This window comes from Microbulbifer sp. ABF4_143 (assembly GCF_056160225.1).
The window spans coordinates 122,001-146,584 of the sequence record NZ_JBSWWT010000001.1 but is presented as its reverse complement, the minus strand read 5'-3'; the positions used below and the strand labels follow the sequence as shown (position 1 = coordinate 146,584).

25 protein-coding genes are annotated in these 24,584 nt (G+C 63.5%); 16 read left to right on the top strand and 9 right to left on the bottom strand.

Annotated elements, in window-relative coordinates:
• Positions 1 to 34: 34 nt before the first annotated feature.
• From purE to ACXAF3_RS00675, 3 genes are all read left to right on the top strand, one after another.
• On the top strand, positions 35 to 526 hold the full coding sequence (gene purE / locus ACXAF3_RS00685; RefSeq protein ID WP_475110376.1) for a 5-(carboxyamino)imidazole ribonucleotide mutase: 492 nt from the start codon (positions 35 to 37) through the stop codon (positions 524 to 526).
• Between the two features lie 46 nt (positions 527 to 572).
• The gene (locus ACXAF3_RS00680; RefSeq protein WP_475110375.1) at positions 573 to 1,685 is read left to right on the top strand and encodes a 5-(carboxyamino)imidazole ribonucleotide synthase; all 1,113 of its coding nucleotides are present in this window, start codon (positions 573 to 575) and stop codon (positions 1,683 to 1,685) included.
• A gap of 102 nt (positions 1,686 to 1,787) precedes the next feature.
• Positions 1,788 to 2,189 (top strand): hypothetical protein, encoded by a 402-nt coding sequence (locus ACXAF3_RS00675; RefSeq protein ID WP_475110374.1) that lies wholly within the window; start codon positions 1,788 to 1,790, stop codon positions 2,187 to 2,189.
• Positions 2,190 to 2,372: 183 nt separating this feature from the next.
• Here ACXAF3_RS00675 and ACXAF3_RS00670 read toward each other — a convergent pair whose 3' ends face one another.
• The 3 genes from ACXAF3_RS00670 to ACXAF3_RS00660 form a co-directional block, all read right to left on the bottom strand.
• Positions 2,373 to 3,809 (bottom strand): MATE family efflux transporter, encoded by a 1,437-nt coding sequence (locus ACXAF3_RS00670; RefSeq protein WP_475110373.1) that lies wholly within the window; start codon positions 3,807 to 3,809, stop codon positions 2,373 to 2,375.
• Positions 3,810 to 3,976: 167 nt separating this feature from the next.
• On the bottom strand, positions 3,977 to 4,888 hold the full coding sequence (locus ACXAF3_RS00665; RefSeq protein ID WP_475110372.1) for a dimethylarginine dimethylaminohydrolase family protein: 912 nt from the start codon (positions 4,886 to 4,888) through the stop codon (positions 3,977 to 3,979).
• A gap of 81 nt (positions 4,889 to 4,969) precedes the next feature.
• A complete protein-coding gene (locus tag ACXAF3_RS00660) occupies positions 4,970 to 6,223 on the bottom strand; it encodes a Zn-dependent hydrolase (RefSeq protein WP_475110371.1) in 1,254 nt (417 codons plus the stop codon).
• 131 nt (positions 6,224 to 6,354) lie between these two features.
• Between ACXAF3_RS00660 and ACXAF3_RS00655 the strand changes: the two genes are divergently transcribed.
• The gene (locus ACXAF3_RS00655; RefSeq protein WP_475110370.1) at positions 6,355 to 7,311 is read left to right on the top strand and encodes a LysR substrate-binding domain-containing protein; all 957 of its coding nucleotides are present in this window, start codon (positions 6,355 to 6,357) and stop codon (positions 7,309 to 7,311) included.
• A 17-nt stretch (positions 7,312 to 7,328) separates the two neighbouring features.
• On the opposite strand, the gene ACXAF3_RS00650 is transcribed toward ACXAF3_RS00655, so the two are convergent.
• Together ACXAF3_RS00650 and ACXAF3_RS00645 are read right to left on the bottom strand one after the other, a co-directional pair.
• On the bottom strand, positions 7,329 to 7,472 hold the full coding sequence (locus ACXAF3_RS00650) for a hypothetical protein (protein WP_475110369.1): 144 nt from the start codon (positions 7,470 to 7,472) through the stop codon (positions 7,329 to 7,331).
• Positions 7,473 to 7,729: 257 nt separating this feature from the next.
• The gene (locus ACXAF3_RS00645; RefSeq protein WP_475110368.1) at positions 7,730 to 8,287 is read right to left on the bottom strand and encodes a gamma carbonic anhydrase family protein; all 558 of its coding nucleotides are present in this window, start codon (positions 8,285 to 8,287) and stop codon (positions 7,730 to 7,732) included.
• A 65-nt stretch (positions 8,288 to 8,352) separates the two neighbouring features.
• Here ACXAF3_RS00645 and ACXAF3_RS00640 point away from each other — a divergent pair, with 65 nt between their 5' ends.
• From ACXAF3_RS00640 to ACXAF3_RS00630, 3 genes are all read left to right on the top strand, one after another.
• Positions 8,353 to 10,401 (top strand): M3 family metallopeptidase, encoded by a 2,049-nt coding sequence (locus ACXAF3_RS00640; protein WP_475110367.1) that lies wholly within the window; start codon positions 8,353 to 8,355, stop codon positions 10,399 to 10,401.
• A 183-nt stretch (positions 10,402 to 10,584) separates the two neighbouring features.
• Positions 10,585 to 10,842: a YheV family putative zinc ribbon protein gene (locus ACXAF3_RS00635; protein WP_475110366.1), complete on the top strand. Its 258-nt coding sequence runs from the start codon at positions 10,585 to 10,587 to the stop codon at positions 10,840 to 10,842.
• Between the two features lie 8 nt (positions 10,843 to 10,850).
• Positions 10,851 to 11,669 carry a hypothetical protein gene (locus ACXAF3_RS00630; protein WP_475110365.1) on the top strand — a complete coding sequence of 273 codons (819 nt, stop codon included), beginning with the start codon at positions 10,851 to 10,853 and terminating at the stop codon, positions 11,667 to 11,669.
• A 296-nt stretch (positions 11,670 to 11,965) separates the two neighbouring features.
• On the opposite strand, the gene ACXAF3_RS00625 is transcribed toward ACXAF3_RS00630, so the two are convergent.
• The 3 genes from ACXAF3_RS00625 to ACXAF3_RS00615 all read right to left on the bottom strand — a co-directional run bounded on the left by ACXAF3_RS00625 (position 11,966) and on the right by ACXAF3_RS00615 (position 15,506).
• Complete coding sequence (locus ACXAF3_RS00625) at positions 11,966 to 12,625, bottom strand: hypothetical protein (RefSeq protein ID WP_475110364.1); 660 nt, start codon at positions 12,623 to 12,625, stop codon at positions 11,966 to 11,968.
• A 102-nt stretch (positions 12,626 to 12,727) separates the two neighbouring features.
• Positions 12,728 to 14,059, bottom strand: coding sequence for an MATE family efflux transporter (locus ACXAF3_RS00620; protein WP_475110363.1), 1,332 nt, complete (start codon positions 14,057 to 14,059; stop codon positions 12,728 to 12,730).
• 40 nt (positions 14,060 to 14,099) lie between these two features.
• Entirely contained in the window at positions 14,100 to 15,506 is a 1,407-nt protein-coding gene (locus ACXAF3_RS00615; RefSeq protein WP_475110362.1) for an NAD(P)/FAD-dependent oxidoreductase, read from the bottom strand.
• A 430-nt stretch (positions 15,507 to 15,936) separates the two neighbouring features.
• Between ACXAF3_RS00615 and coxB the strand changes: the two genes are divergently transcribed.
• Genes coxB through ACXAF3_RS00595 form a run of 4 tightly spaced genes read left to right on the top strand, consistent with a single transcriptional unit; the run spans position 15,937 to position 20,133 of the window.
• Positions 15,937 to 17,082, top strand: coding sequence for a cytochrome c oxidase subunit II (gene coxB / locus ACXAF3_RS00610; RefSeq protein ID WP_475110361.1), 1,146 nt, complete (start codon positions 15,937 to 15,939; stop codon positions 17,080 to 17,082).
• Positions 17,083 to 17,093: 11 nt separating this feature from the next.
• Positions 17,094 to 18,644 carry a cytochrome c oxidase subunit I gene (ctaD, locus tag ACXAF3_RS00605; RefSeq protein ID WP_475110360.1) on the top strand — a complete coding sequence of 517 codons (1,551 nt, stop codon included), beginning with the start codon at positions 17,094 to 17,096 and terminating at the stop codon, positions 18,642 to 18,644.
• 26 nt (positions 18,645 to 18,670) lie between these two features.
• Positions 18,671 to 19,237, top strand: coding sequence for a cytochrome c oxidase assembly protein (locus ACXAF3_RS00600; RefSeq protein ID WP_475110359.1), 567 nt, complete (start codon positions 18,671 to 18,673; stop codon positions 19,235 to 19,237).
• 5 nt (positions 19,238 to 19,242) lie between these two features.
• On the top strand, positions 19,243 to 20,133 hold the full coding sequence (locus ACXAF3_RS00595; protein WP_475110358.1) for a cytochrome c oxidase subunit 3: 891 nt from the start codon (positions 19,243 to 19,245) through the stop codon (positions 20,131 to 20,133).
• A gap of 44 nt (positions 20,134 to 20,177) precedes the next feature.
• Here ACXAF3_RS00595 and ACXAF3_RS00590 read toward each other — a convergent pair whose 3' ends face one another.
• Positions 20,178 to 20,402 (bottom strand): DUF2909 domain-containing protein, encoded by a 225-nt coding sequence (locus tag ACXAF3_RS00590; protein WP_475110357.1) that lies wholly within the window; start codon positions 20,400 to 20,402, stop codon positions 20,178 to 20,180.
• 58 nt (positions 20,403 to 20,460) lie between these two features.
• Between ACXAF3_RS00590 and ACXAF3_RS00585 the strand changes: the two genes are divergently transcribed.
• From ACXAF3_RS00585 to ACXAF3_RS00565, 5 genes are read left to right on the top strand one after another with little or no spacing between them, the layout of a single operon-like run.
• Positions 20,461 to 21,171, top strand: coding sequence for an SURF1 family protein (locus ACXAF3_RS00585; protein WP_475110356.1), 711 nt, complete (start codon positions 20,461 to 20,463; stop codon positions 21,169 to 21,171).
• 28 nt (positions 21,172 to 21,199) lie between these two features.
• On the top strand, positions 21,200 to 21,838 hold the full coding sequence (locus ACXAF3_RS00580; protein ID WP_475110355.1) for a hypothetical protein: 639 nt from the start codon (positions 21,200 to 21,202) through the stop codon (positions 21,836 to 21,838).
• 9 nt (positions 21,839 to 21,847) lie between these two features.
• Positions 21,848 to 22,948 (top strand): COX15/CtaA family protein, encoded by a 1,101-nt coding sequence (locus ACXAF3_RS00575; RefSeq protein ID WP_475110354.1) that lies wholly within the window; start codon positions 21,848 to 21,850, stop codon positions 22,946 to 22,948.
• 42 nt (positions 22,949 to 22,990) lie between these two features.
• A complete protein-coding gene (cyoE, locus tag ACXAF3_RS00570) occupies positions 22,991 to 23,884 on the top strand; it encodes a heme o synthase (RefSeq protein WP_475110353.1) in 894 nt (297 codons plus the stop codon).
• Between the two features lie 3 nt (positions 23,885 to 23,887).
• Complete coding sequence (locus ACXAF3_RS00565; RefSeq protein WP_475110352.1) at positions 23,888 to 24,574, top strand: SCO family protein; 687 nt, start codon at positions 23,888 to 23,890, stop codon at positions 24,572 to 24,574.
• The last annotated feature ends 10 nt before the right edge of the window (positions 24,575 to 24,584 follow it).

The following is a 24,584-nucleotide window of genomic DNA, read 5'->3' as shown; positions in this document are numbered from 1 at the left end:
GCCGGCGCGCGCGAAACACTGGAGTTAACCGCAAGTGAATCAGCTTCCGTTTGAAAAAGTCACCATCGTGATGGGGTCCCAGTCCGACTGGCCGACCATGGAAATGGCGACCAAGCCCCTGACCGAGCTGGGGGTCCCCTTTGCCACCGCGGTCGTCTCGGCCCACCGCACCCCGCAGCGGATGGTGGAGTTCGCCAGCACAGCCCACGAGCGCGGCACCAAGGTCATTATTGCCGGGGCCGGCGGCTCCGCCCACCTGCCGGGCATGATCGCGGCGCTGACCCCGCTGCCGGTGATCGGCGTACCGGTGGCGAGCAAGTTTATGACCGGTATGGACAGCCTGTTGTCCATCGTGCAGATGCCCAAGGGCGTGGCCGTCGCGACCCAGGCGGTGGGCGCCTCCGGGGCCTATAACGCGGGACTGATGGCGGCGCAGATGCTGTCTCTGTCCGACGCGGAACTGCAGCAGCGCCTGATCGCGTGGCGCGAGAAGCAGAGCGCGAGTGTTCCGTTCGAAGTTGAGTAACGTCTGCCCGTCAGACGCAGTCGGCAAGTATTGAGGTGTAGCAGAGATGACAGTCAGGCGAGTTGGCATTGTGGGTTGCGGCCAGTTGGCGCAGATGATGGCTCAGGAGGCGCGCCCGCTGGGAATCGAATTCAGTTTCCTCGCCGAGGGTGACGAGAACACCGCCTGCGTGGAGGGGCTGGGCACCATAGTGCACGCGCGGGAGGGCGACGATGCCGAGGCGCTCTACCGCGCCATGGGCAGCCCCGAGGTCATCACCGCCGAGCGCGAGCAGGTATCGGTGGCCCTGCTGCGGGCGCTGGAAAAATTCTGCCCGGTCTACCCGCGCCCGGATGCCTTCGAGACAACCCAGCACCGCGTGCGGGAAAAGACCGCCATCACCGCTGTCGGGCTGCCGGTGGCCCCATTTATGCCGGCCAATAATTACGCCGAGATCTGCGCGGCCGTGAAACAGCTCGGCTACCCGTCGTTTATCAAGAGCTGTGAACACGGCTACGACGGCAAGAACCAGTGGCGGGTCGACAGCGACGAGGACCTGGCGGCCCTCAGCGATGCGCCCGAGATGGAATACGTGGTGGAGCAGGGGGTGAACTTCTCCCGCGAAGTCTCCCTGATCGGCGCCCGCACCGCGGACGGAAAAGTGGTGACCTACCCGCTGGCGGAAAACGATCACTACCGAGGCACACTGCTGGTCTCCACCGCGCCGGCGCCGCATGTCAGCGAGGCGCTGCAACAGACCGCCGAGGAATACCTGTCGAAACTGATGAACGCCTGGGACTATGTGGGCGTGTTGGCGATGGAGTGTTTCGTCACCGACGACGGTCTGCTGATCAACGAACTGGCACCGCGGGTGCACAACAGCGGCCACTGGACCCTCGCCGGTGCCAGAACCAGCCAGTTTGCCAACCATGTGCGCGCGATTCTCGGCCTTCCGCTGGGGGAAACCCACAGCGAGCGCCCCGCGGTGATGATCAATATGCTCGGCGTCGACAAAAAGCCGGCACTGCCCAACGAGGGGGTCTGGTCCTACGGCAAGGAACTGCGCCCGGGGCGCAAGATGGGGCATGTGATTCTGCTGGACGACTCCCAGGAGGCGCTGGCCGCGCGCATCGACGGCATGTTGGAAGAACTCTACGGCCCGTCGAAAAGACCCGCCTGAGTTTGAAACCCGTTCGCGGCCTTTGGCGCCGCATCTGGCATACTGATGCCCATTTGCCCCGCCGGGTTATTGCCCGGCGGGGATCAGTAAATGGAGGTATCGGTGCGAGAATTTATAAAAAATCTTTCCATCTGTTTCGCCGCCGGCAGTTTTGCCGGACTGGCCTATGCGCTCGGCCTCTGGGCTATGGGGCACTACGGTTTTACCCGCTGGCTCGGGGTCGATATTGCGCCCTATCTGTCCAACGCCTACCTGTACCAGCGCATTGTCTGGGGGGGCGTCTGCGGTCTGATCTTCCTGCTGCCGTGGCGCAAGTCCTGGCTCGCGCGCGGCTTTTTCCTGTCGTTGATTCCGGCCGGCATTCTGCTGCTGTTGCTACTGCCGATGCGCGGCTATGGCCCCGGCGCGGTGGCGCTGGGCATGCTGACACCGCTGGTGATCATCCTCGCCTGCGCGATCGGCGGCATAGCCGCTTCGGGCCTGTTGCGCGCCCAGGGAAAATAGTCTTAGACATCAACGGCTCTAACTTAAGCGGCAAGGCTTGATACGAAGGGCCTGCTGCCGGTGCGGGACTGTCTGCGAGAGGGACCTCGCAGACAAGCCTACAGGGATGTATTCACGGCGTGTCCCGCAAAGAACCCCCGGCAGCAGACCCGCCCCGGTCCTTCACACTTATTGCCATTCATCCTAGATCTCGCGGGTTTTCCAACTGCCGCGGGAGAAGAGCCACAGCGTAAACAGCCCCACACAAGTCTCGGTGATAAAGACGCCCCAGAAGACGCCGGAGTGCTGCCAGTCCAGCGGTACCGCCAGGTACCAGCACAGCGGTATCTGGATCAGCCAGAAGAACACCAGGTTGATCTTGGTGGGGGTGGCGGTATCGCCGGCGCCATTGAAAGCCTGCACCGAAACCATCCACCAGCCGTACACGAAATAGGAGTAGGAGAGAATCCGCAGCCACTCGCCGCCGATCGCGATCACCGCCGCGTCCGCGGTGAAAATGCCCATCAGCTGCTCGTAGTAGAGAAAGTAGGCCACCGAGACACCGAGCAGGAACACCATGTTGTACAGGCCGATCATCCACACAGAGGACTCGGCGCGGCCCGGCTGGCCGGCGCCCAGGTTCTGGCCCACCAGCGTGGCGGCGGCATTCGACAGGCCCCAGGCCGGCATCAGCGTGAACATCATGATACGCACGGCGATAGTGGCGCCGGCCACGGCATCGTTGCCCACTTCGGCGAGGATGCGCATCAGGAATATCCACGAGGTCATGGCCACGATCATCTGGCCGATTCCGCCGAGTGCAGTGCGCAGGATTTCGAGCGCCAGCTTCGCATCCCACACCAGCTGCGAAGCGAAAGCGCGGATATGCACACCGCCGCGGAACAGGATCCACAGCTGCATGGCCACGCCCACACTGCGGCCGATATTGGTGGCTATGGCGGCGCCCTCGATCCCCATGGCCGGAATCGGCCCCAGGCCGAATATCAGGATAGGGTCGAGCAGCATATTGATGCCGTTGGCGATCCACAGCACGCGCATCGCGATGGCCGCGTCCCCCGCGCCGCGATACACGGCGTTGATCACGAACAGCAGCATGATCACCGCGTTGCCGCCCAGCATCCACTGGGTGTATCGGTAGCCCTCCTCGAGCGCCCAGGCGTCGGCGCCCATCAGCGCCAGCAGTTCCCGCGCGTAGAAAATGCCCGCGAAAGTAAATGGCAGTGAAATCAGCAGTGCGATAAAAATCGCCTGCACCGCCGTCAGGCCCGCATCGGCGCGCCTCTTCTCGCCGACGCGCCGCGCGACTATGGCGGTGACCGCCGTGGCGAGGCCGATACCGATGGCGTAGAGCAGGAACAGGTAGGTCTCGGTCAGGCCCACGGTGGCCACCGCCGAGGCCCCGAGCTTGCCCACGAAGTAGATATCCACCACCGCGAAGCTGGCCTCCATGACCAGCTCCAGCACCATGGGCACCGCCAGCAGGAACACCGCGCGGCGCAGGCCGATGCGGGTGTAGTCCGCATCGGTGCCGCGGATGGCGTCGCCGAGCTCGCGCCACAGAGAGCGCGCGGCGGCGCGGGGCGAACTGGAGGGGAGGGTATCGGTATTGAGTTCAGTCACTGTCGGGTATCCACTGCGTTATCCGGGTAAAACTGGCGGGCCTCCGGGCGGATTCCCGAACGGGTATGAACTGGTCGTCTAAACGGGCTGCCGATCGACAGCCCGAGGCGGGGAGAATAAAACCTCGACAGCGCTTCAGGTCAAGGCCCGGGCGCTGCCGCGTGCCATTACGCCGGCTTGCGCGCCAGCGGCTGACACATGCAGTGCACGCCGCCGCCGCCGGCGGTGATCATGGAGATATCCGGATCGATGACCTTGAGGCCGTGGGCCAGGCACTTCTGCTTCAGTTCGGTGTTGTCCGCCGGCAGCATCACGCGCTCGTCGCCGAGCGCGACCACGTTGACGCCCAGCTCCATCACCTGCGGGTAGGAGATATCGATAATCTCGAAGTTGCGCGCCTTGAACCACTGCACCAGTTCCGGTTCCACCGCGTCCACACAGACGGCGACCAGCTTTTCCGCCAGCGCGGCGACCAGCACGTCCAGGTGCAGGAAGTAGGGGTCGAATTCGTAGCCCTTCACCTCCCAGCCCTCGGCCTCTATCCACTGTTTCATCTGGTTAAAGCCCTCGGGGGAGGTGCGCTCGCCGGAATAGCCGCACAGGATCACACCCGGTTCCAGCACCATAAAGTCGCCGCCCTCGAGGCTGCCGGCGGTGATGATGTCGTAGATGGGGATGTCGAGTTTCTGATAGGTCTTGACCACGTCGACCCACTCGCCGCGCCGCCAGGGGCTGTACATCTGGGTCACTATCGGGCCCCAGGGGGTCATCACGCTGGAGTCGCGCGCGTACAGCTGGTAGGGCAGGTTCGGGTCCGCCGGCAGCAGGTGGGTGGTGACGCCGGCCTCGCGGTAGGCGTCGAGCATTTCCCGGTACTGGCGCTTGGCCACTTCGGCGTCGAACTTGCGCCCCAGGCGCAGCGAGCGGCGCGCGGCGGCATTGCCGGTCTGCCAGGTATAGTGGTCGATCGGGCCCACCAGCAGGTCGGTCAGTACGCCGTATTCGGAGTCTATGCCCCAGCGCTGCAGCGGGGCCGTATTGCCGTTGTCGTTGCGGTGTTTGTAGGTGAATTCAGTCATGGTCATTCTCGAAATTTAGGTTTTTTTCCAATTTTCGGGCGCCCCTGCTGCCGGGACGTCGATTCCGGGTTATCTGCTCCGTCAGCCTGGCTTCGCCATCTTCAACATCGCGTGCAGCAGCACATTCGCACCGGCCTCCAGATCCGCGGGATCCGCATTCTCCGCCTCGTTGTGGGACAGCCCCTTCTCGCAGGGCACGAAGATCATGCTGGTGGGGGCGACGCGGGAGATGTAGACGGAGTCGTGACCGGCGCCGGAGAACATCTCCTTGTTGCTGTAGCCTAGCTCGGCGACGGCGGCGCGCACGGCTTCGACGCACTGGGGCGCGAAGGCCACCGCCGGCGAGCGCCACTCGTCGCGGATACTGCACTCGAGACCGGCCGCGTCGGCGGCTGCGGCGGCGATTTCGCGGAAGCGGCGATCCATGGCGTCCAGTACCTCCTGCTGGGGGTGGCGCAGGTCCACGGCCAGGGTCAGCGATTCGGGCACTGTGTTGCGGCTGCCGGGCTCGACGCGGATATCGCCGAAGGTGACCCGCGCCCAGGGGCCGTGGCTCTGTGCCAGTTTGTACAGCTGATCGAGGATTGGGTGCAGGCCCATAAAGGGGTCGCGGCGGCCCTCCATCGGGCTGGGGCCGGCGTGGCAGGACTGGCCGGTCAGGGTCAGGTCGTACCAGTGCATGCCCTGCACGCCGGACAGCACGCCTATCTGCCTGCCCTCCCGCTCGAGGATCGGGCCCTGTTCGATATGCACCTCGAAGGCGGCGGTCAGCGGGCGCGCTTTGGCCGGGGTCTGGCCGCGGTAGCCGATGCGCGCGAGTTCGTCGCCGATGGTTGCGCCGTCCTTGTCCGCGCGGCTGTAGGCGTAATCCAGGTCGAACTCACCGGCCCAGACGCCGGAGCCGATCATGGCCGGGGAGAAGCGCGCGCCCTCCTCGTTGGTCCACACCGCCACTTCCAGCGGCGCCTCGGTTTCGACGCCGGCGTCGTTCAGTGCGCGCACCACTTCCAGGCCGGCGAGTACGCCGTAGACGCCGTCGAACTTGCCGCCGGTGGGCTGGGTGTCCAGGTGCGAGCCGGTCAGTACCGGCGGCAGGTCCGGGTTTTTGCCCGGGCGGCGGGCGAAGATATTGCCCATCTCGTCGATATCGACGCTGCAGCCGGCCTCCCGGCACCAGTGCACGAAGAGGTCGCGGCCCTGGCGGTCGAGGTCGGTCAGGGCCTGGCGGTTGCAGCCGCCCTTGTCGGTGGCGCCTATCGCGGCCATGTCCATCAGCGAGTCCCAGAGTCGCTGGCCGTTTACGCGGAGAGAGTCGCGGGGGTTGCTGTCGGTCATCTGCCTGGCTCCCATTGTTCGGGGTTATTCGGGATTCAGATCAGTCTATGGTTTGATTTTGTGCAGGCAATTAACTTTTAATTGCCATTTTGGTGCTTTTTGGTTACCGAATACCTGCCGGGAGAAAGCCTGTGGCCACACAACTCCGCAATCTGTCTCTGACTTCGCTGCGCACCTTCCACGCGGTGGGGCGCCACTGCCATATGCGCCGCGCGGCGGAGGAGTTGCATGTGTCACACCCGGCGCTGTCGCGCCAGATCCGCGAACTGGAGGCGCGCCTGGGCACGCCGCTGTTCGAGCGCAGCGGCAACCGCCTGGCACTGACCGCCGCCGGCAGGCGCCTGCACCGGGTCGTCAGCGACGCCTTCGAGCGGCTGGAGAAGGGGCTGTTGTATCTGGATCCACAGAGCCTCGAGGGCGAGGTAGTGATCGCCGCCACCGCGACCATTTCGATGAGCTGGATGCTGCGCCTGCTGGGGGAGCTGCGGGCCAGGTATCCGGAGATACGCCTGCGTCTGACCACGATTGAGCCCAGGGCGCGGCAGCTGCACAGCGAGATCGATATCGCCATCTGCCTCGGCGAGCCGGAGGCGCCGGAGCGGCGGGTCACGGCACTGTATCAGGAGCACTATCTGCCGGTGTGCAGCCCGCTGCTGTTACAGCATCTCAGGGTTTCGCGGCCGCGGGACCTGCTGCAGTTGCCGCTGCTGCACGACCGGCAACAGCAGTGGCCCGCCTGGTTTACCAGCCAGGGAGTGGAATTCGCCCCGGCCGCCGGGGAGTTGTTCTTCGACTACGCCTACCAGGCCATAGAGGCGGCGCGGCTGGGTATGGGCCTGGCGCTGGCGGACCGGCTGGAAGTGAGCGAGGACCTGAAGGACGGGCGGCTCGCAACTGTGATTGAGCGACCTTTCACCATCGGCCAGTCGCTCTACCTAGCCTGCGGCCGCGGGCCGGGCCTGAACGCGCGCAGCCGGCTGGTGATAGGGCTGATACTGGAATGGCTGCGCAGCCGCGGTGCGCCGCTGGAGCCGGGGGCTCGGCAGCTGCAGCGGGAATTCGCCGCCGGCGAGGGGGATATCGCCTGAGGCGCCGGCCGCGCGGCCTATCTGGCTGCCGCCGGGCGGAAGTTGACGAACTTCTCGAAACCCTGTGGCGAGGTGTGCAGAAATTCGATCAGGTAGCCCATGTCGTAGCGGTAGCGCCGGGAGAATGCCTCCATCTCCCGCAGACGCTCTTCTCGGGTCATTGGATAGTTCCTCGGTTAACGGTCATATCAATTTCTGAATCAGCAGCGTGGACAACAGATAGAGCCCCAGCCCGAATACCCCGTGGGTGAGCAGGCTGTTGACGCGGGCCGGGCTCGGGTTCGGCTGGCGGACCACAGCAGGTCGACACCGAGGCGGTGACTATCTGCCGGTACTGGGCCGCTCCTAAGAAACCTCTGATTAAGTCCGTAATGTCTCTGGCTTTCAGAGGTTCCCTAAGGGCGGGAAATGGGGAAAATCAGGGCTGCTCGTGTTCTGTCAGGTACTGGTTCTTCAGCTTCACATAGTTGTCGGCGGAGTAGCGGAAGAACTGCTTTTCCTTGTCCGACAGCGGCCGCGCCCGCCTGGCCGGGGCGCCCACATAGAGGTAGCCGCTCTCGAGTGTTTTGCCCGGCGGCACCAGCGCGCCGGCGGCCAGCACCACCTCGTCCTCGATCACGGCGCCGTCCAGCACTATGGCGCCGATGCCGATCAGCACCCGACTGCCCACGGTGCAGCCGTGCAGGCAGGCCTTGTGGCCTATGGTCACGTCATCGCCGATCACCAGCGGCCAGCCGTCCGGGTTGAAGGGGCCGGCGTGGGTGATATGCAGCACGGCGCCGTCCTGCACGCTGGTGCGCGCGCCTATGCGGATGCGGTGCATATCGCCGCGCACCACCGCCATCGGCCACACGGAGCTGTCGTCGCCCAGGTGCACATCGCCGATCACCGCCGCTTGCGGATCTATATAGACGCCGTTGCCGAGCTGGGGGCATTTCTCGCTTTCGCCATCGCCGTGGGCGCGCAGTGGGGACATGGTCAACCTCCTGTACAATCGGTCTCCTATCATAGCCTTATCCGATTCCGAGCACAGGGTGTCCTATGTCCAATCCGCTGTTGAACCTCCCCCATTTGCCCCCGTTCGACCGCCTGCAGCCGCAGCATGTGGCGCCGGCAATCGCCGAACTGATCGAGCGCTGCCGGGTACAGCTGGAGCAGGGGCTGAAGGATCCGGGCTGGGACGGCACTCTGGCGCCGCTGGAGGAGGTCCAGGACAGGCTCAACCGCGCCTTCTCCCCGGTCAGCCATCTGAACAGCGTGCTGAGCGGCCCCTGGCGGGAGCCCTACGAACAGGCGCTGGCGCAGGTGACCGCCTACTGGACCGAGCTGGGGCAGAACCGCGATCTGTACCGGGTCTACCAGCAGCTGGCGGATTCGCCCGATTTTGCCGAGTGGCCGCAGCCGCGCAAGCAGGCGGTGACGTTGGGGCTGAGGGATTTCGTATTGAGCGGCGTCGGCCTCGACGGGCAGGCGCGCGAGCGCTTCGCCGCCAACAGCCGCCGCCTGGCGGAGCTGTCGAGCCGATTCGCGAACAACGTCCTCGACGCGACCAACGCCTGGACCTACCACACGGAAAATGCGGCCGAACTGGCTGGCCTGCCGCAGACGGCGCTGGCCGCGGCCAGGGCGGCGGCGGAGGCCAGGGAACTGGACGGCTGGCTGATCACCCTCGAGGGCCCCAGCTATCTGGCGGTGATGACCCACGCCGACAACCGCGCGCTGCGCGAAAGGGTGCATAAGGCCTTTGTCAGCCGCGCGTCGGAGGTGGGCCCCAACGGCGGTGAGTTCGACAACTCGGTGGTGATGGAGGAAATTCTCGCGCTTCGCGCCGAACAGGCGCAGCTGCTCGGCATGGCCAACTACGCCGAGCTGTCCCTGGCCAGCAAGATGGCGCGGGACACCGGCGAAGTGCTGGAATTCCTCGAAGATCTGGCCGCGCGGGCCAGGCCCGCCGCGGAGGCGGAGTTTGCCGAATTGCAGGCCTTCGCCGCGGAAAAACTCGCTCTGTCGGAACTGCAGCCGTGGGATATCGCCTGGGCGGCGGAGAAGCTCAAGCAGCAGCGCTACGCGGTCAGCCAGGAGGAGCTGCGCCCCTACTTCCCCTACCAGAGAGTGCTCGCCGGCCTGTTTGCGGTGGTGGAAAAGCTGTTTGGCGTGACGGTCGAGGAGGACGAGTCGGTGCCCGGCTGGCATGCGGACGTGCAGTTCTTCTGGCTGCTGCGCAATGGCGAGCGCATCGCCGGCTTCTACCTCGACGCCTTCGCCCGCGAGCGCAAACGCGGCGGCGCCTGGATGGACAGCGCCTGTGTGCGCCGGCAGACACCGGACGGCCTGCAGCTGCCGCTGGCCTACCTGGTGTGCAACTTCTCCCCGCCCTCCGGCGACACCCCGTCGCTGCTGACCCACTACGAGGTCACCACCCTGTTCCACGAGTTCGGCCACGGCTTGCACCATATGCTGACGAAGGTGGACGTGGCGGCCGTGTCCGGCATCAACGGTGTGGCCTGGGACGCGGTCGAGCTGCCGAGCCAGTTCCTGGAGAACTGGTGCTGGCAGCCGGAGGCCATCGCGATGATCTCCGGCCACTACCAGAGTGGCGAGCCGCTGCCACGGGCGCTGCTGGACAAGATGCTGGCGGCGAAGAACTTCCAGTCGGCGATGTTCACGGTGCGCCAGTTGGAGTTCGCGCTGTTCGATTTCCGCCTGCACTGCCTGGAGCGCGGCGCCAGCGCCGCGGAGATCCAGCAGCTGCTGGATCAGGTGCGCGCGCAGGTGGCGGTGGTGCCGGTGGCGGAGGAGAACCGCTTTCAGCACGGTTTCAGCCATATTTTCGCCGGCGGTTACGCGGCCGGCTACTACAGCTACAAGTGGGCCGAGGTGCTGTCCGCAGACGCTTTTTCCCTGTTCGAGGAAAACGGCATCTTTGACAGAGCCACCGGAGACAGATTCCTGCACACGATTCTCGAGCGGGGCGGCAGCCGCGATGCGCTGGACCTGTTCACGGAATTTCGCGGCCGCGCGCCTAAAATGGACGCGCTGCTGCGCCACTCCGGCATAGAGCAACTCGAACTGAATACCAATCCGGGCTAAGAGGTTGCTGAAAAAACATCCTTGTTTTTTTCAGCCCGGGTTTGCGGCGCATGTCCGCAAACCCTCCACGAAAAATCAAGCACTTAAGTGCTTGATTTGCGACCCGGCCACCCATGGCCGGGCTATCCGACTGCTGAAAAATACTTTTTCAGCAGTCTGCTAAACGATCGGGCAGTAGTAACCATGACAAGAGACGACGGCAACAAGCCGCTGAAAAAAAGGTTTATCGCCGGGGCCGTGTGCCCGCGCTGCGGCGAGATGGATCGGATCGTCAACTACCGCGAGGGCGGCAAGAATTTCCGCGAATGCGTTGCCTGTGGGTTCAAAGACGAAATCCGCCTGCAGTCCTCGCCGCGGGAACCGGTAACGCGGGTCAACAGGCCGGACAAGGGCGAGGACATCGAGGCGCCGGTGAAGATCATTCAGCCAACAAAAAAATAAGTAACACAGTGAAAAAACGCTATCCGCTACTGGCCCTCGTTTTCGTCGCCGCCGTTGCTGGGCTCTACGGTCTGGATTATTACCGCGACCTGCGCGAGCGCCAGCGGGAACAGGTTGCGCACCTGCTCGCCAGCTGCGTCAATCAGGGCCTGCTGACACTGTTCAGACTACAGGCCAACGACTGGCGTGTGCGGCCGGAGTACTACCGGGAACAGGCGCGCAAGCTGGACGCCGCAGTGGCCGAATTGCCGCAAAAGCTGCTCGAAGACGAACCTTTTGCCGAATGGCGGGAGGGCGTCGCTATCTGCGAAAAGCTGACCCGGCACAGCAACCTGCAACATGAAACCATTTTCGCGGCACTGTCGAAATTTGCCGCGCCGCAGATGTCGGAGAGCCGCGCGTTGGAGCAGCGCGGTGCATTGCGGCGGCGCCTGCGCGCAATCGACCGGGTCAAGGTCGCCGCGCAGGCAGCGGACCGCTATTTGCAGGACCTGCGCTCGGATATAGAGAACCAGCTGAACGACAGCGGCCTGTCGCCACAGAGCCGCGCGCTGGCGCTGCGGGAAATCTCCACCCAGGTGCTCGACTACTACCGCGAAGGCAATTTTTCCGGAAGCCAGGTGGATGCCCACTTGCAGCGGCTGGAGAAATACTACCGCCTGCTGGCGGACAATCCGCGCGGCTACAGCCTGCGCGGCGGCGCGCTGTATTTCCACGAGGTGAAACTGCGGCGGGAAATCGACAATCTGAACAGCGCGATATTGCACGGCGAGGGCGAGTTCTACGCAAACTGGACCCAGATAGTGCAGCGACAGCAGCTTCAATAAGAAAAAATAGCGAGCGGCCACTGCTATTGCCGACAGCGCAATAACGGTGACCACTCAATCCTACCCATCCTGCTTTTTATTAACCTGGCAATAAAATATATGAATCCTCATATATTTTATTGTCGCCCGCGAAATACTGGCGCAGATACACGAATCTGCTGGTATTTCGCGGGCTCGCGCCGGCCGATGGCCGGCGGCGGCACATCCCTGTGCCGCATTAACCCGTTAACCTATTCGGTTGCGGGGTTAATATTGTGCGAATCTTCCCCGCTGAGAACGCGGAAATGCGCCGGCGGTCAATGCAGTAAATCGGTATCGCACTCGGCCACCGGCGGGCGTAGACAAATGCCCAGTTCGCGGGCGAAATCCGGCCAGGCGCCGGGTGTCTCATTGAATTTCTGTTTGCACAGTACCATCGCCACCAGGCTGTCCGGGGGCAGGGCGTGAATATGGAAGTGGTGCCCGAGTGCGATACAGATCTCATCCAGCTCGCTGGCGAAAGCGTCGCCGAGCAGCTCCCGCACCACCAGGTTCGCCGCCATAGAGTCCATCGGCAACAGCGGTGTGCCGCAGGCGGGCTGCAGCCGCTCGTTGATTTCTTCCAGCGCGCGGTGGGCCAGATAGGCATCGTCCAGCAGGGCCGCCAGCCCTACCTGCTCCGGGTGCCTTTCCGGGGGGCTGGCGAAGCTCTGTCCGATCAGCTGGCGCACCGGCGTGAAATCCAGGCCCGCCGCCTCGCACAGTTGATCGAGTTGCCGCAGCCATTCGGGCACCGACTGAATATAGCGGATCACAAAACAGGTGAGGTGCTGGGGGCCGTCGCGCTGCGGCAGCTGGATACTCCGGTGCAGTGCGGGAAGGGCGTGCCTGACGGCACGGCGGAAGCCCCCCTTGTGGCGCTCGAGGGTCACGGCGCGGTCGATGCACCGCTGTATAAGCCGATAATAGTCGGACATCACTACCACTTTCTGTTATTCAACGGGGGTACCCCCTGTTTCCGTTGATCTGATGTGTGGCAAAAACTGCTTAGCTATAAAAAATTGGTACCCTCGCCCCGCTTACATCCAAGATCTGCTTAAAGTGTAGTAGCGAAAATAAATCGACAATCCCGCAGAACGTGCGCCGATCCACAAAAAAAGGCTAAACCAGACGCCATGGTTGCCCCAGTCACGGGTCAGCCACCAGGCCGGAAAGAAAACCAGCACCGTAGCTACAAACATGGTGTCGCGCATTTGTCGGCTTTTTCCCGCGCCGATAAACACACCGTCCAGCTGATAGCTCCACACTGCCAGCAGCGGCAGTGCGCACAGCCACCAGTAGACTCGCTGCGCCTGCTGCAAAACGGTATCGATATCGGTGAACAGTGGCAGTATCAGCGAGCGGCCGCTAACCAGCAGCAGGGTGATGGCCCCGGCGCTGGCCAGCGCCCATACGCCGGCGCTGCGCACCGTAGAGTGGAACAGGTGCGGGGACTTTTTTGCCACCGACTCGCCCACCAGGGCCTCGGTCGCGTGGGCGAAGCCGTCCAGCGCGTAGGAGGTCATCATCAGCAGCTGCAGCAGTATCGCGTTGGCCGCGAGCACCGCGTCCCCCTGCGCGGCGCCCTGGGCGGTGAAGAAGGTCAGGGTCAGCAACAGCAGGCAGGTGCGCACAAACAGATCGCCGTTGATGCGCAGCAGTTCCAGCCAGGGGGCGACGGCGCGGTGGGGGAGAAAGTCGGCGCGGCGCCACTGCTGCCGAATGGTGTTCCAGATTTCTGCGTGCACGCGCGTCAGCAGTCGCAGGCCGAGGGCGAAGGCGCAGACATCGGCGCAGACGCTGGCCATGGCCGCCCCCTTCGCGCCGAGCCCCAGGCCCAGGATAAACACAAAGTCCAGCGCGATATTCAGCCCGTTGGCGGCGAGCAGGATAAGCAGCGGCGCGCGGCTGTCCTGGCGGCCGATAAAAAATCCCAGCAGGGCGAAATTGGCCAGTGCCAGCGGCGCGCTCAGCAGGCGGATCTGCAAATAGGTCTCGGCGTGGGGCGCGGCCTGCGGGCTCGCGTTCATCCACTGCACGATCACGCCCAGCAGCGGCGAGGCGAGCAGCAACAGCGCGAGCCCCAGTACCAGCGCCAGCAGCAGTGCGCGCAGCAGCCAGGCCTCGCCGCATTCGCCTGCGCCGCTCCCATCGCCACTGCGCGCCACCAGGCCGGTGGTACCCATGCGCAGGAAGCCGAAGGCCCACAGCAACATCGATATCACGCTCGCACCTATGGCGACGCCGGACAGGTATTCGGGGGAGGGCAGGTGGCCGAGAATCGCGGTATCCACGGCGCCGAGCAGTGGCACCGAGATATTGCTCAGAATCATCGGCCAGGCGAGGCTCCAGACGCGGGCGTGGGGTGACACTCGGGCTTGCTGCATCGGGGTATAGGGTCTCGTATCGGGATCAGTGCATCAGTCTTTCCGCGCGGTCGGCGAGATAGCCGGCGACGGCTTTTTTCCAGCGCGGCGCGCCGCCATCGAGGCACAAGCGTTCCTCCCACGCGAAAGCCGATTGTACGGCCCGGTAGCCGAGCCAGCGCAGCGGCTCCGGCTCCCAGCGCCGCAGGGCCCGGCGCGCGGGCGCGAGGTGCGCCCAGGGCATCTCGGTCAGCGCCGATTCGCGTTTCAGGATCAGGTCCGCCAGGGTGCGCGCGATCAGGTTCGAGGCGCCGAGCCCCTCGCCGGTATAGCCGCCGCCGAGCGCCAGCCCCTTCTCGCGGTCCAGCAGTGCGTGGGGGTGGAATCCGCGCGCTACGCCGAGGGAGCCGGCCCAGGCGTGGGTGATGGCGGCCTTTTCCAGCGAGGGGAAGAAGTCCAGCATATAGCGCCGCTGTCGGGCTATCTCCTCCCCGTTCAGGGCCGCGCGGTCGCGCGTCTTGGCGCCGAACGCGTAGCTGCCGCGGGCGCCGAACAGCAGGCGGCCGTCGGCGGTGCGCTGGGCGTAGGAGATCAGCCGGCTCTGGTCGCAGAAGGCCGGGCGCCGGGCGAAGCCGATCTGCCGCCACAGCGACTGCGGCAGCGGTTCGGTCACCAGGATTTTGCTGGTCACCGGAATCGTGTGTCGGGCGAAAGGCGAGCGAGGGGTCGCCGACCAGGCCTCGAGCGCGCTGACGACGGTCTCCGCGCCGACGCGGCCCTTGGCCGTCCGCAGCTGCCGCGGGCCGATAGCGAGTACCGGGCTCCGCTCGAAAATCGCGACTCCGCGCGCCTCCAGGCAGCGGACCAGGCCGCGCACCAGCTCCAGGGGGTTGATGGTCGCCACATGGGGGGTATAGATACCGCCGTAGCAGTTGCGCACATTCACCAGCGCCGCCGCATCGGCCGCCTCGAGCCAGCGGTAGTCCTCTTCGCCGAATCCCTGCGCGCGCAGGTCGGCGAGCAGTGCCCGCGCGCGGGGCAGTTGTTCGGGGAAGCGCGCCGCGGCGAAGAGGCCGCCGCCCGGATTGAAATCGCAATCGATCCGTTCGCTTTCCAGCACCCTGCGCACCTCGGGCACTATGCCGCGCAGGGCATCGCGCAGCGCTGCCGCCCGCGCCGGCGGCAGTCCGCGCAGCAGCCGCGCCGCCCCCTCGATGGCGCCCATCAGCCAGCCGCCGTTGCGCCCCGAGGCGCCGAAGCCGGCGGTCTCCGCCTCGACGATCGCGATGGACAGTTCCGGGGCCAGGCACTTCAGATAGTAGGCCGTCCAGAGTCCGGTAAAACCGGCACCGGCGATGGCGACATCCACCTGCAGGTCGCGCTCCAGGGGCGGCCGCACCCGGGCTTCCCGCTCGGAAAACCAGAAGCTGAGATTGCTGTAATCGTCGATCATGAAAATTCTGTGGCACCGAGTGGGCTGTGGACACTAGCAGAAAGGACGGAGACCGCCTATCTCCGGGCGGTTTTTGGCTGGCGGCCCGATTGACTTTTCCCCGGCGATATGTTCCTGTTAGCCGTGCAGTAGTTGCGACGATTTAAAGAAACACAGGTTGTTGGTTGTACCTTCCGGACGACGACATCTGAAGTAAAAATCTTTTACTAAGAATAACAAGTTGCACTGACAGCAGTATCGCGGGGAACTTCTCTCCGCCCAGTGTATGTAGTCTTGTGTTACTACAGCATGTCCACGAATTTTGTGTGGAATTGTCCCGGCGCCGGTTTTCGGCCGCGGGGGGACTCCAGTTATCCGTGACGGCCAGCGGCCGAGAATAATAATTACGGGTTTCGTTGCCGAAACTCGCAACCACGGAGATCTGTAGGCGATGTTGAGAGGCTTCAATCGGCTGTTCGCCTTGCTGGCCACCGGTCTGCTCACCCACTCCGCACTGGCGGAGGAATCGGAGGTCGAGCGCTGGGGGGTCAATATGACCCAGGGGGTGACGGAAGTTGCCCAAACCACCTACGAACTGCATATGCTGATCTTCTGGATCTGCGTGGCCATCGGCGTGGTGGTGTTCGGGGTGATGTTCTACAGCATGTGGCGCCACCGCAAGAGCAAGGGCTACGAGGCGGCGCAATTCCACGAAAGCACGGCGGTGGAACTGGTGTGGACCATTATCCCGACCGTGATCCTGATCCTGATGGCCATTCCCGCCACCCGGACCCTCTACGATATCTACGACACCAAAGAGGCCGACGTGGATATCATGATCACCGGCTACCAGTGGAAGTGGAAATACGACTACCTGGGTTCCGATGTCTCCTTCTTCTCCAACCTCTCCACCCCCCGCACACAGATCAACAACCAGCAGCCCAAGAGTGTCAACTACCTGTTGGAGGTGGATGAGCCACTGGTGGTGCCGGTGGGCAAAAAGATCCGCTTCCTGCTCACCGCCAACGACGTTATCCACGCCTGGTGGGTGCCGGAACTGGCGGTGAAAAAAGACGCCATTCCCGGCTTTATCAACGAGGCCTGGACCCGTATCGACGAGCCGGGCGTCTACCGCGGCCAGTGCGCCGAGCTGTGCGGCAAGGATCACGGCTTTATGCCGATCGTGGTCAAGGCGGTGCCGGAGGCCGAGTACGCCGCCTGGCTGGGCGAGCGCGCCGAGGATGCGGCCAAGATGAAGGCGCTGACCGAGAAGACCTTTACCTTCGATGAGCTCTTCGCCCAGGGCGAGACAGTCTACAACCGCGCCTGCGCCGCCTGCCATCAGCCAAACGGCCAGGGGGTTCCCGGTGTGTTCCCGGCTATTGCCGGCTCCAAGATTGCCACCGGCCCGTTGGATGGCCACCTGGATATCGTGATCCACGGCTCGCAGAAAAACCCTGCGATGCAGGCCTTCGGCCCGCAGCTGTCCGAGGTGGATCTGGCCGCGGTGATCACCTACCAGCGCAATGCCTTCGGCAACGACATGGGCGACACCGTGCAGCCCATCGACATTCTCAATTTCAAGAATAAGCAGTAGAGGAACTGGTCATGGCACACGGTCCGCAACCCGGATTCAAGCGGTGGCTCTACACCACCAACCACAAAGACATAGGCTCCATGTATCTGTGGTTCAGTTTCGCGATGTTCCTGCTCGGCGGCTGTATGGCGCTGGTGATACGCGCCGAGCTGTTCGAACCCGGCCTGCAGATAGTGCAGCCGGAGTTCTTCAACCAGATGACCACCATGCACGGCCTGATCATGGTGTTCGGCGCGGTGATGCCGGCCTTCGTCGGCCTCGCCAACTGGATGATCCCGATGATGATCGGCGCCCCGGATATGGCGCTGCCGCGTATGAACAACTGGAGCTTCTGGATACTGCCCTTCGCCTTCGCGATGCTCCTCTCCACCCTGTTTATGGAGGGTGGTGCGCCCAACTTCGGCTGGACCTTCTACGCTCCTCTGTCCACCGAATATGCGCCGCCGAGCACCACCTTCTTCATCTTCGCCATCCACATCATGGGCGCGTCCTCGATCATGGGTGCGATCAATATTATTGCCACCATCCTGAATATGCGCGCGCCGGGCATGACCCTGATGAAGATGCCGCTGTTCGTGTGGACCTGGCTGATCACCGCCTACCTGCTGATCGCGGTGATGCCGGTGCTGGCGGGCGTGGTGACCATGATGCTGATGGATATCCACTTTGGTACCAGCTTCTTCAGCGCCGCCGGCGGCGGCGACCCGGTGCTGTTCCAGCATGTGTTCTGGTTCTTCGGCCACCCGGAGGTGTACATCATGATCCTGCCGGCCTTCGGCATAGTGTCGGCGATCATCCCCACTTTCGCGCGCAAGCCGCTGTTCGGCTACAGCTCGATGGTGTACGCGACGGCCTCCATTGCCTTCCTGAGCTTTATCGTATGGGCGCACCATATGTTCACTGTGGGTATGCCGATTGCCGGTGAGCTCTTCTTCATGTACGCGACCATGCTGATCGCGGTGCCGACCGGGGTGAAGGTGTTCAACTGGGTCACCACCATGTTCCGCGGCTCGATGACCTTCGAAACACCGATGCTGTTTGCGGTGGCCTTCGTGATCCTGTTCACCATCGGCGGCTTCTCCGGGCTGATGCTGGCGATAGCGCCGGCGGACTTCCAGTACCACGATACCTACTTCGTCGTGGCCCACTTCCACTATGTGCTGGTGCCCGGCGCTATCTTCTCGATCACCGCCGGCGTCTACTACTGGCTGCCGAAATGGACCGGCAACATGTACAACGAGACCATGGGCAAGGTGCACTTCTGGTTGGCATTTATCGGCCTGAACGTGACCTTCTTCCCGATGCACTTCGTCGGTCTGGCCGGTATGCCGCGCCGCATTCCCGACTACGCGCTGCAGTTTGCCGACTTCAACCAGATCGCCAGTGTGGGCGCCTTCCTGTTCGGTGCCGCGCAGATCGTCTTCCTGTTCAATGTGATCCGCACGGTACAGGGTGGTAAGAAGGCCACGGCCGAAGTCTGGGACAACCCGGAAGGCCTGGAATGGACGGTGCCGTCGCCGGCGCCCTACCACACCTTCAGCACGCCACCTGCGGTGCGCTGACGGTAGCGCGAGTGAGGTAGGCGGCAATGCGCTTGAGCGAAAATGCAAAAATAGTCACCAAGCTGCTGGCGCTCGCCGCCGGCATGCTGGTGTTTGCGATTTTCGTGATGCCGCCGCTGTACGACGCCTTTTGCGAAATCACCGGCCTGAATGGCAAGACCGGCGGCAAGTACGAGGCGGTACCGGCGGCGGTGGACAGTGACCGTCTGGTGACAGTGCAGTTCGTCGCCAGCAACAACGAGAATATGCCCTGGCAGTTCAGGCCCAGCGTCGTGTCGGTGAAGGTGCACCCCGGCGAGGTGATGGACACCGTCTTCCTGGCCTCGAATCCGACGGACAGGGATATGGTCGGCCAGGCGATACCCAGCCTGGTGCCCTTCAAAGCGGCGGAATATTTTCACAAGACCGAGTGCTTCTGCTTCAACCAGCAGAGCCTGGCAGCGGGGGAGAGCGCGGAGCTGCCGCTGCGCTTTATCGTCGACCCGGATCTGCCGGCCGGCGTCAACACCATCACCCTGTCCTATACGCTGTTCGACGTCACGGAAAGAGTCACCAGCAATAACAACAATACCGAGCCCCAGCGAGAGGGATAAAAACTATGGCCACCGAAAGCAGCTACTATGTGCCCGAGCAGTCCCGGCTGCCGATATTTGCCACCATCGGTCTCTTCCTGACCGCCTTCGGCGCCGCCAACTGGATCAACGGCGGCAGCTCTTATATTTTCTTCGCCGGTGCTCTGGCCATGGCGACGGTGCTGTGGTTCTGGTTCGCCGCGGTCATCAAAGAAAATATGGCGGGCCTGAACAGCGAGCAGTTAAAGCGCTCTTATGTCTGGGGCATGGGCTGGTTCATCTTTTCCGAGGTGATGTTCTTCGCCGCCTTCTTTGGCGCCCTCTACTATATCCGCAACTTCGCACTGCCCTGGCTCGGCGGCGAGGGGGAGCGCGGTGTGTCGAATATGCTGTGGCAGGGCTTCGAGCACAACTGGCCGCTGTATGTGACCCCGGATGCCGCCGCCCACGGTGACGCAGCCAAATTCGTCGGACCCAAGGACATCATAGATCCGTGGCATCTGCCGCTGCTGAACACGGTCATACTGCTGTCTTCCAGTGTGACGGTCCACTTCGCCCACGTGTTCCTGAAAAAGGACAGGCGCCAGGCCTTCAATATCTGGCTGGGAGTCACCGTGATCCTGGGCGCGCTCTTCCTGTTCTTCCAGGCGGAGGAATACTACGAGGCCTACAAGCACTTGGGTCTGACGCTGGAGTCCGGTATCTACGGCACTACCTTTTTCATGCTGACCGGCTTCCACGGCGCCCATGTGACCCTGGGCACCATCATGCTGCTGATCATGCTGCTGCGCTCGGTCATCGCGCATCATTTCAAGCCGGACGATCACTTCGGTTTTGAGGCGGCCAGCTGGTACTGGCACTTCGTGGACGTGGTCTGGGTGGGCCTGTTTATCTTCGTGTACGTGTTGGGCGCATAACGACTGGAACCCGGGAGCCCGGCGGGGCGGGCTCCATATGGAACTCAGTATTTGTCCGCCCAGGGCGCTGTATTGGAGAGGGTGCCGCTGTCGAAGCCATACCAGATGGCGAACAGCAGCAGCGCGGCGAGTGAGATGCGGATACCCAGGGCATAGAGGGTGCGCTTGGATTCCGGCGCGCCCATATCCCGCAGGAGGAAAAACAGCGCGCTGGACAGGCTGGCCAGCACCGCGAGAAACAGAAACACAATAACGATTTTCAGCCACATATTTTATTCGCCATTTTTGTTGTAGTAGGGCATGACTGTACAAACTTCACCAGTGCCAGTGAAAGCGCCCAGTGTAGCACTGATCCGCAACTGGCCACTCACGCTGCTGAGCGGCCTGTTCTTGCCGCTGTTGCTGTCCCTCGGCATCTGGCAGCTACAGCGCGCCGCTGAGAAGGCCGAGCTCAATGCCGCCATGGATACCCGCCTTTCATCGCAGCCGCGCTCCCTAACCGACGGTGCCGCCGCTCTGGATAATCTGCAGGCCTACACGCCGGTGCGCCTGCTCGGTTATTACACCGATGAATATCACCTACTCGACAACCGCACCCGGGGCGGCCGCGTGGGTTACGAGGTGCTGCAGGTGTTCGTGTCCGGCGAGCGGCGCTGGCTGGTCAACCGCGGCTGGGTTGCGGCGCCGGCCCAGCGCGAACGGCTACCGAAAATCGCCTGGCCGCTGGCGGCCAAGGTGATCACCGGCTTCCTCTATCCGGTGGAGGAGACCGGCGGAGAACTGCCGGTCGCGAGTGGCAGAAGAATTCAGCAGCTGGACAGCGCATTTACTGGTAGTCTGGATTTGGCGGCGCCCGAGTGGTCCATCCGCCTCAGCGCCGACTCGGATACGGCACTGGTGACCGACTGGCAGCTGCTCAACAGCCCGCCCGAGCGCCACCGCGCCTATGCGGCGCAGTGGTTTGCGATGGCCGCGGCGCTGCTGATACTGTGGCTGATCGCCGCGACCCGTCTGCCGCAGATGCTGCGAAAACAATAACTAGAAATACTGCAGAGGTAACTCCGCCGTGAACCAGAGTAGCCAGACCACTACGAGCACAGACACCGCCGGCAGCAGACCATCGGGACTCGGGCGCCTCCAGGGCTTGTCCTTGATCGCCTCGGTGCTGCTGCCGATCGCAGCCGCCTATATCGTCTTCTATACCGGCCTGGGTATGCCCGAGGGCAGGGTCAATCAGGGCGAGCTGCTGCAGCCGCCGGTCAATATCGGCCCGCTTCCGTTCACCGAACGGAGCGGCGCGCCGCTGCGGCTGGATGCGGAAAAAGCGAAGTGGCGCTACCTGATACTGCCCGACGGCGACTGTGCTGCCGACTGTGAAAAACTGCTCTACACCAGTCGCCAGGTGCATATCCGCCTGGGCGAAAAGGCGGATCGGGTCGAGCGCTTGCTGGTGACCGCCGCGCCGCTGGACGAGGCGCAGCGCCAGAGAGTGCAGCAGGCGCATCCGCGGCTGCGCCTGCTGCAGCTGGAAGAGGGCGCACTGCAACGGCTGCGACAGCAGACGCAACAGCGGAATATCGCCGAACCCAGGCTTCTGTTGGTGGATCAGCAGGGCTTCGCGATGATGGCCTATGACAATCACCACAGCGGCAATCAGCTGCTGAAGGATATCAAGCGTTTACTGAAGTACTCCTACGAGAGGTAAAGGGGAGAGATGGAAAAAATCGAAACAGATCCCACCGACGGCAGACCCCACACCGACTGGCGCCTGCGTCTGGCCCTGGCCGGTTGCGTCCTGGCCGTTGTGGTGGTGGTGCTCGGCGCCTTCACCCGCCTGGTGGACGCCGGTCTCGGCTGCCCGGACTGGCCAGGCTGCTACGGCCACCTGACCTGGCCCGACGAGCAGCACGAAATAGAGAAAGCCAACGCGGCCTTCCCCCACGCGCCGGTGGAAACCGACAAGACCTGGCCGGAAATGGTGCATCGCTACTTCGCCGGCGCCCTGCTGCTGCTGGTCGGCGGCCTGACGGTGCTGGCCTGGCGCCGCCGTGGCCAGCGCGCCTTCAAGCAGACCCATTTCCTGCTCGCGCTGATCCTGCTGCAGGCCGCCTTCGGCATGTGGACCGTGACTTTGAAACTCTGGCCCCAGGTGGTGACCGCCCACCTGCTCGGCGGTATGGCGACCCTGTCGATGCTGTGGTTGATTGTCGAGCGGCTGAGAAACAAGGGGCGCATTATTCCTGCGCACGAATTCCGCGCATTGCAGAAGATACGCCCGCTGGCCTTCGCCGCGGTGGTGGCGGTAGTGCTGCAGATAGCCCTGGGCGGCTGGACCAGTTCCAACTACGCGGCGCTGGCCTGCGCCGATTTCCCCACCTGCCACGGCCAGTGGTGGCCCGAGGCGGATTTCAGCCAAGGTTTCAATATCGCCCAGCAGATAGGCCCCAACTATCTGGGCGGCACGCTGGAGAGCGATGCGCGCACTGCGATCCATGTCACTCACAGGATCGGCGCGCTGGTGGTCAGTCTGCTGGTGCTCGCCCTGTCACTGCTGGCCTGGCGCGCCGGCTCGCGCCGCTGGGCCATAGGTCTCGCCGGCGCCCTCGGCCTGCAAGTGTGCCTGGGTATCGCGAATGTGGTCATGTTCCTGCCGCTGTCGATCGCCGTGGCCCACAACGCCGGCGCGGCGCTGCTGCTGCTGGGCCTGCTGACCTTCTGCTACCGGATACAGACGGCGCAGCCGGCGGGCGCAAACCGGGAAACTGGGCGGCAGGCAGCGGATATACACGACGGAGTGCTGGCTGGAGAGTTGTAGCAGTCCGGCGCATACACCAGATAACAATAACGAGGTGAAACCATGAGCATACAGACCACTGCCCTGAGCCGCGCCAGCTGGCGCGACTACTACGAGCTCACCAAACCGCGGGTGGTGATGCTGATGATTCTCACCTCGGTGATCGGTATGCTGCTGGCGGTGCCGGGCACGCCGCCTGTGGATATATTGATACTCGGGAACCTTGGCATCGCCCTCTGCGCCGGCAGCGCCGCCGCGGTCAACCACCTGGTGGATCGTCATATCGATATCAGGATGGCGCGCACCAGCCAGCGCCCCGTGGCGCGCGGCCGCGTCGAGCCGCAGCGGGCGCTGCTGTTCGCACTGCTGCTCGGCTGTGCCGGTATGGCGATCCTGCTGGTCTTCGTCAACGCGCTGACCGCCTGGCTGACCCTGTTTTCGCTGCTCGGCTACGCGGTCGTCTACACGATGTTTTTAAAGCGCGCCACGCCGCAGAATATTGTCATCGGCGGTATCGCCGGCGCCGCGCCGCCGCTGCTGGGCTGGACTGCGGTGACCGGCGAGCTGCACGGCCACGGTCTGCTGCTGGTGCTGATTATCTTCGCCTGGACGCCGCCGCACTTCTGGGCCCTGGCGGTGCACAGGCGCGAGGACTATGCCAGGGCGGATATACCGATGCTGCCGGTGACCCACGGCGTCGCCTACACCAAGCTGCATATCCTGCTCTATACCTTCATACTGCTCGCCGTCAGCCTGCTGCCCTTCGCCACCGCGATGCTCGGTTGGCTCTATCTGCTCGGCGCGGTGGTGCTGGGGCTCGGATTTATCTACTGGGCGGTGGAGATGTTGCGGGACAGAAATCCGAACGCGGGTATGGAGACGTTCAAATATTCCATCATCTATCTGATGGCGCTCTTCTGCATTATGTTGCTGGACCATTATCTGATCGCGGTATAAATCATGGTGAACCCTGTCAATTCTGAAAACCAGTCACAGCAAAGCCCCGAGCAGAAACGCGGTATCTGGCTGACGGTTGCGGCACTGGTGTTGTTTATGCTCGCGGTGCTGGCGGGTTTCCTGCACAAGATGGGGCAGCCGCGGGTGATCAGCGATTCCGAACTGCGCGCCAACGGCGCGGTAAAGCTGGAGCGGCCGCGCATCCTGGACGACTTCGAACTGCTCGCCGACAGCGGCGAGGTGTTCCGCACGAAAAACCTCGAGGGCCGCTGGACGCTGGTGTTCTTCGGCTTCACCCACTGCCCCGATGTGTGCCCGACCACCCTGGCCACACTGAACAGCTTCTACCAGGCCCTGGATGCGGAGACGCGCGCGGATACCGATATACTGCTGGTCTCAGTGGATCCCAAGCGCGACGGGCCGGAACAGTTGCGCGACTATGTGCGCTACTTCCATGCTGATTTCCGCGGCGTCACCGGCGAATTCCTAAACCTGAAACGCTTCGCCAACCAACTCAACGTGCCCTTCAACAAGGTGCCGCTGGAAGACGGTAACTACACCGTCGACCACGGCTCCCAGGTGGTGTTGATCAATCCGCGCGGCCACTACCACGCCTTCTTCAAGGCGCCGCTGGATCCCGCTAAAATGAAACTCACCTACCGCTCTATGCGCGCCACCTTTAACGGTTGAAAATTCGATG

What these genes read in the sequence shown, in the direction of transcription:
- ctaD (WP_475110360.1), top strand. Translation starts at nt 17,094, where the DNA reads ATGGCACACGGTCCGCAACCCGGATTCAAGCGGTGGCTCTACACCACC.
- ACXAF3_RS00645 (WP_475110368.1), bottom strand. Translation starts at nt 8,287, where the DNA reads ATGTCCCCACTGCGCGCCCACGGCGATGGCGAAAGCGAGAAATGCCCC.
- ACXAF3_RS00595 (WP_475110358.1), top strand. Translation starts at nt 19,243, where the DNA reads ATGGCCACCGAAAGCAGCTACTATGTGCCCGAGCAGTCCCGGCTGCCG.
- ACXAF3_RS00600 (WP_475110359.1), top strand. Translation starts at nt 18,671, where the DNA reads ATGCGCTTGAGCGAAAATGCAAAAATAGTCACCAAGCTGCTGGCGCTC.
- ACXAF3_RS00575 (WP_475110354.1), top strand. Translation starts at nt 21,848, where the DNA reads ATGGAAAAAATCGAAACAGATCCCACCGACGGCAGACCCCACACCGAC.
- coxB (WP_475110361.1), top strand. Translation starts at nt 15,937, where the DNA reads ATGTTGAGAGGCTTCAATCGGCTGTTCGCCTTGCTGGCCACCGGTCTG.
- ACXAF3_RS00660 (WP_475110371.1), bottom strand. Translation starts at nt 6,223, where the DNA reads ATGACCGACAGCAACCCCCGCGACTCTCTCCGCGTAAACGGCCAGCGA.
- ACXAF3_RS00615 (WP_475110362.1), bottom strand. Translation starts at nt 15,506, where the DNA reads ATGATCGACGATTACAGCAATCTCAGCTTCTGGTTTTCCGAGCGGGAA.
- ACXAF3_RS00635 (WP_475110366.1), top strand. Translation starts at nt 10,585, where the DNA reads ATGACAAGAGACGACGGCAACAAGCCGCTGAAAAAAAGGTTTATCGCC.
- ACXAF3_RS00680 (WP_475110375.1), top strand. Translation starts at nt 573, where the DNA reads ATGACAGTCAGGCGAGTTGGCATTGTGGGTTGCGGCCAGTTGGCGCAG.
- ACXAF3_RS00665 (WP_475110372.1), bottom strand. Translation starts at nt 4,888, where the DNA reads ATGACTGAATTCACCTACAAACACCGCAACGACAACGGCAATACGGCC.
- ACXAF3_RS00650 (WP_475110369.1), bottom strand. Translation starts at nt 7,472, where the DNA reads ATGACCCGAGAAGAGCGTCTGCGGGAGATGGAGGCATTCTCCCGGCGC.
- cyoE (WP_475110353.1), top strand. Translation starts at nt 22,991, where the DNA reads ATGAGCATACAGACCACTGCCCTGAGCCGCGCCAGCTGGCGCGACTAC.
- ACXAF3_RS00590 (WP_475110357.1), bottom strand. Translation starts at nt 20,402, where the DNA reads ATGTGGCTGAAAATCGTTATTGTGTTTCTGTTTCTCGCGGTGCTGGCC.
- ACXAF3_RS00625 (WP_475110364.1), bottom strand. Translation starts at nt 12,625, where the DNA reads ATGTCCGACTATTATCGGCTTATACAGCGGTGCATCGACCGCGCCGTG.
- ACXAF3_RS00565 (WP_475110352.1), top strand. Translation starts at nt 23,888, where the DNA reads ATGGTGAACCCTGTCAATTCTGAAAACCAGTCACAGCAAAGCCCCGAG.
- ACXAF3_RS00640 (WP_475110367.1), top strand. Translation starts at nt 8,353, where the DNA reads ATGTCCAATCCGCTGTTGAACCTCCCCCATTTGCCCCCGTTCGACCGC.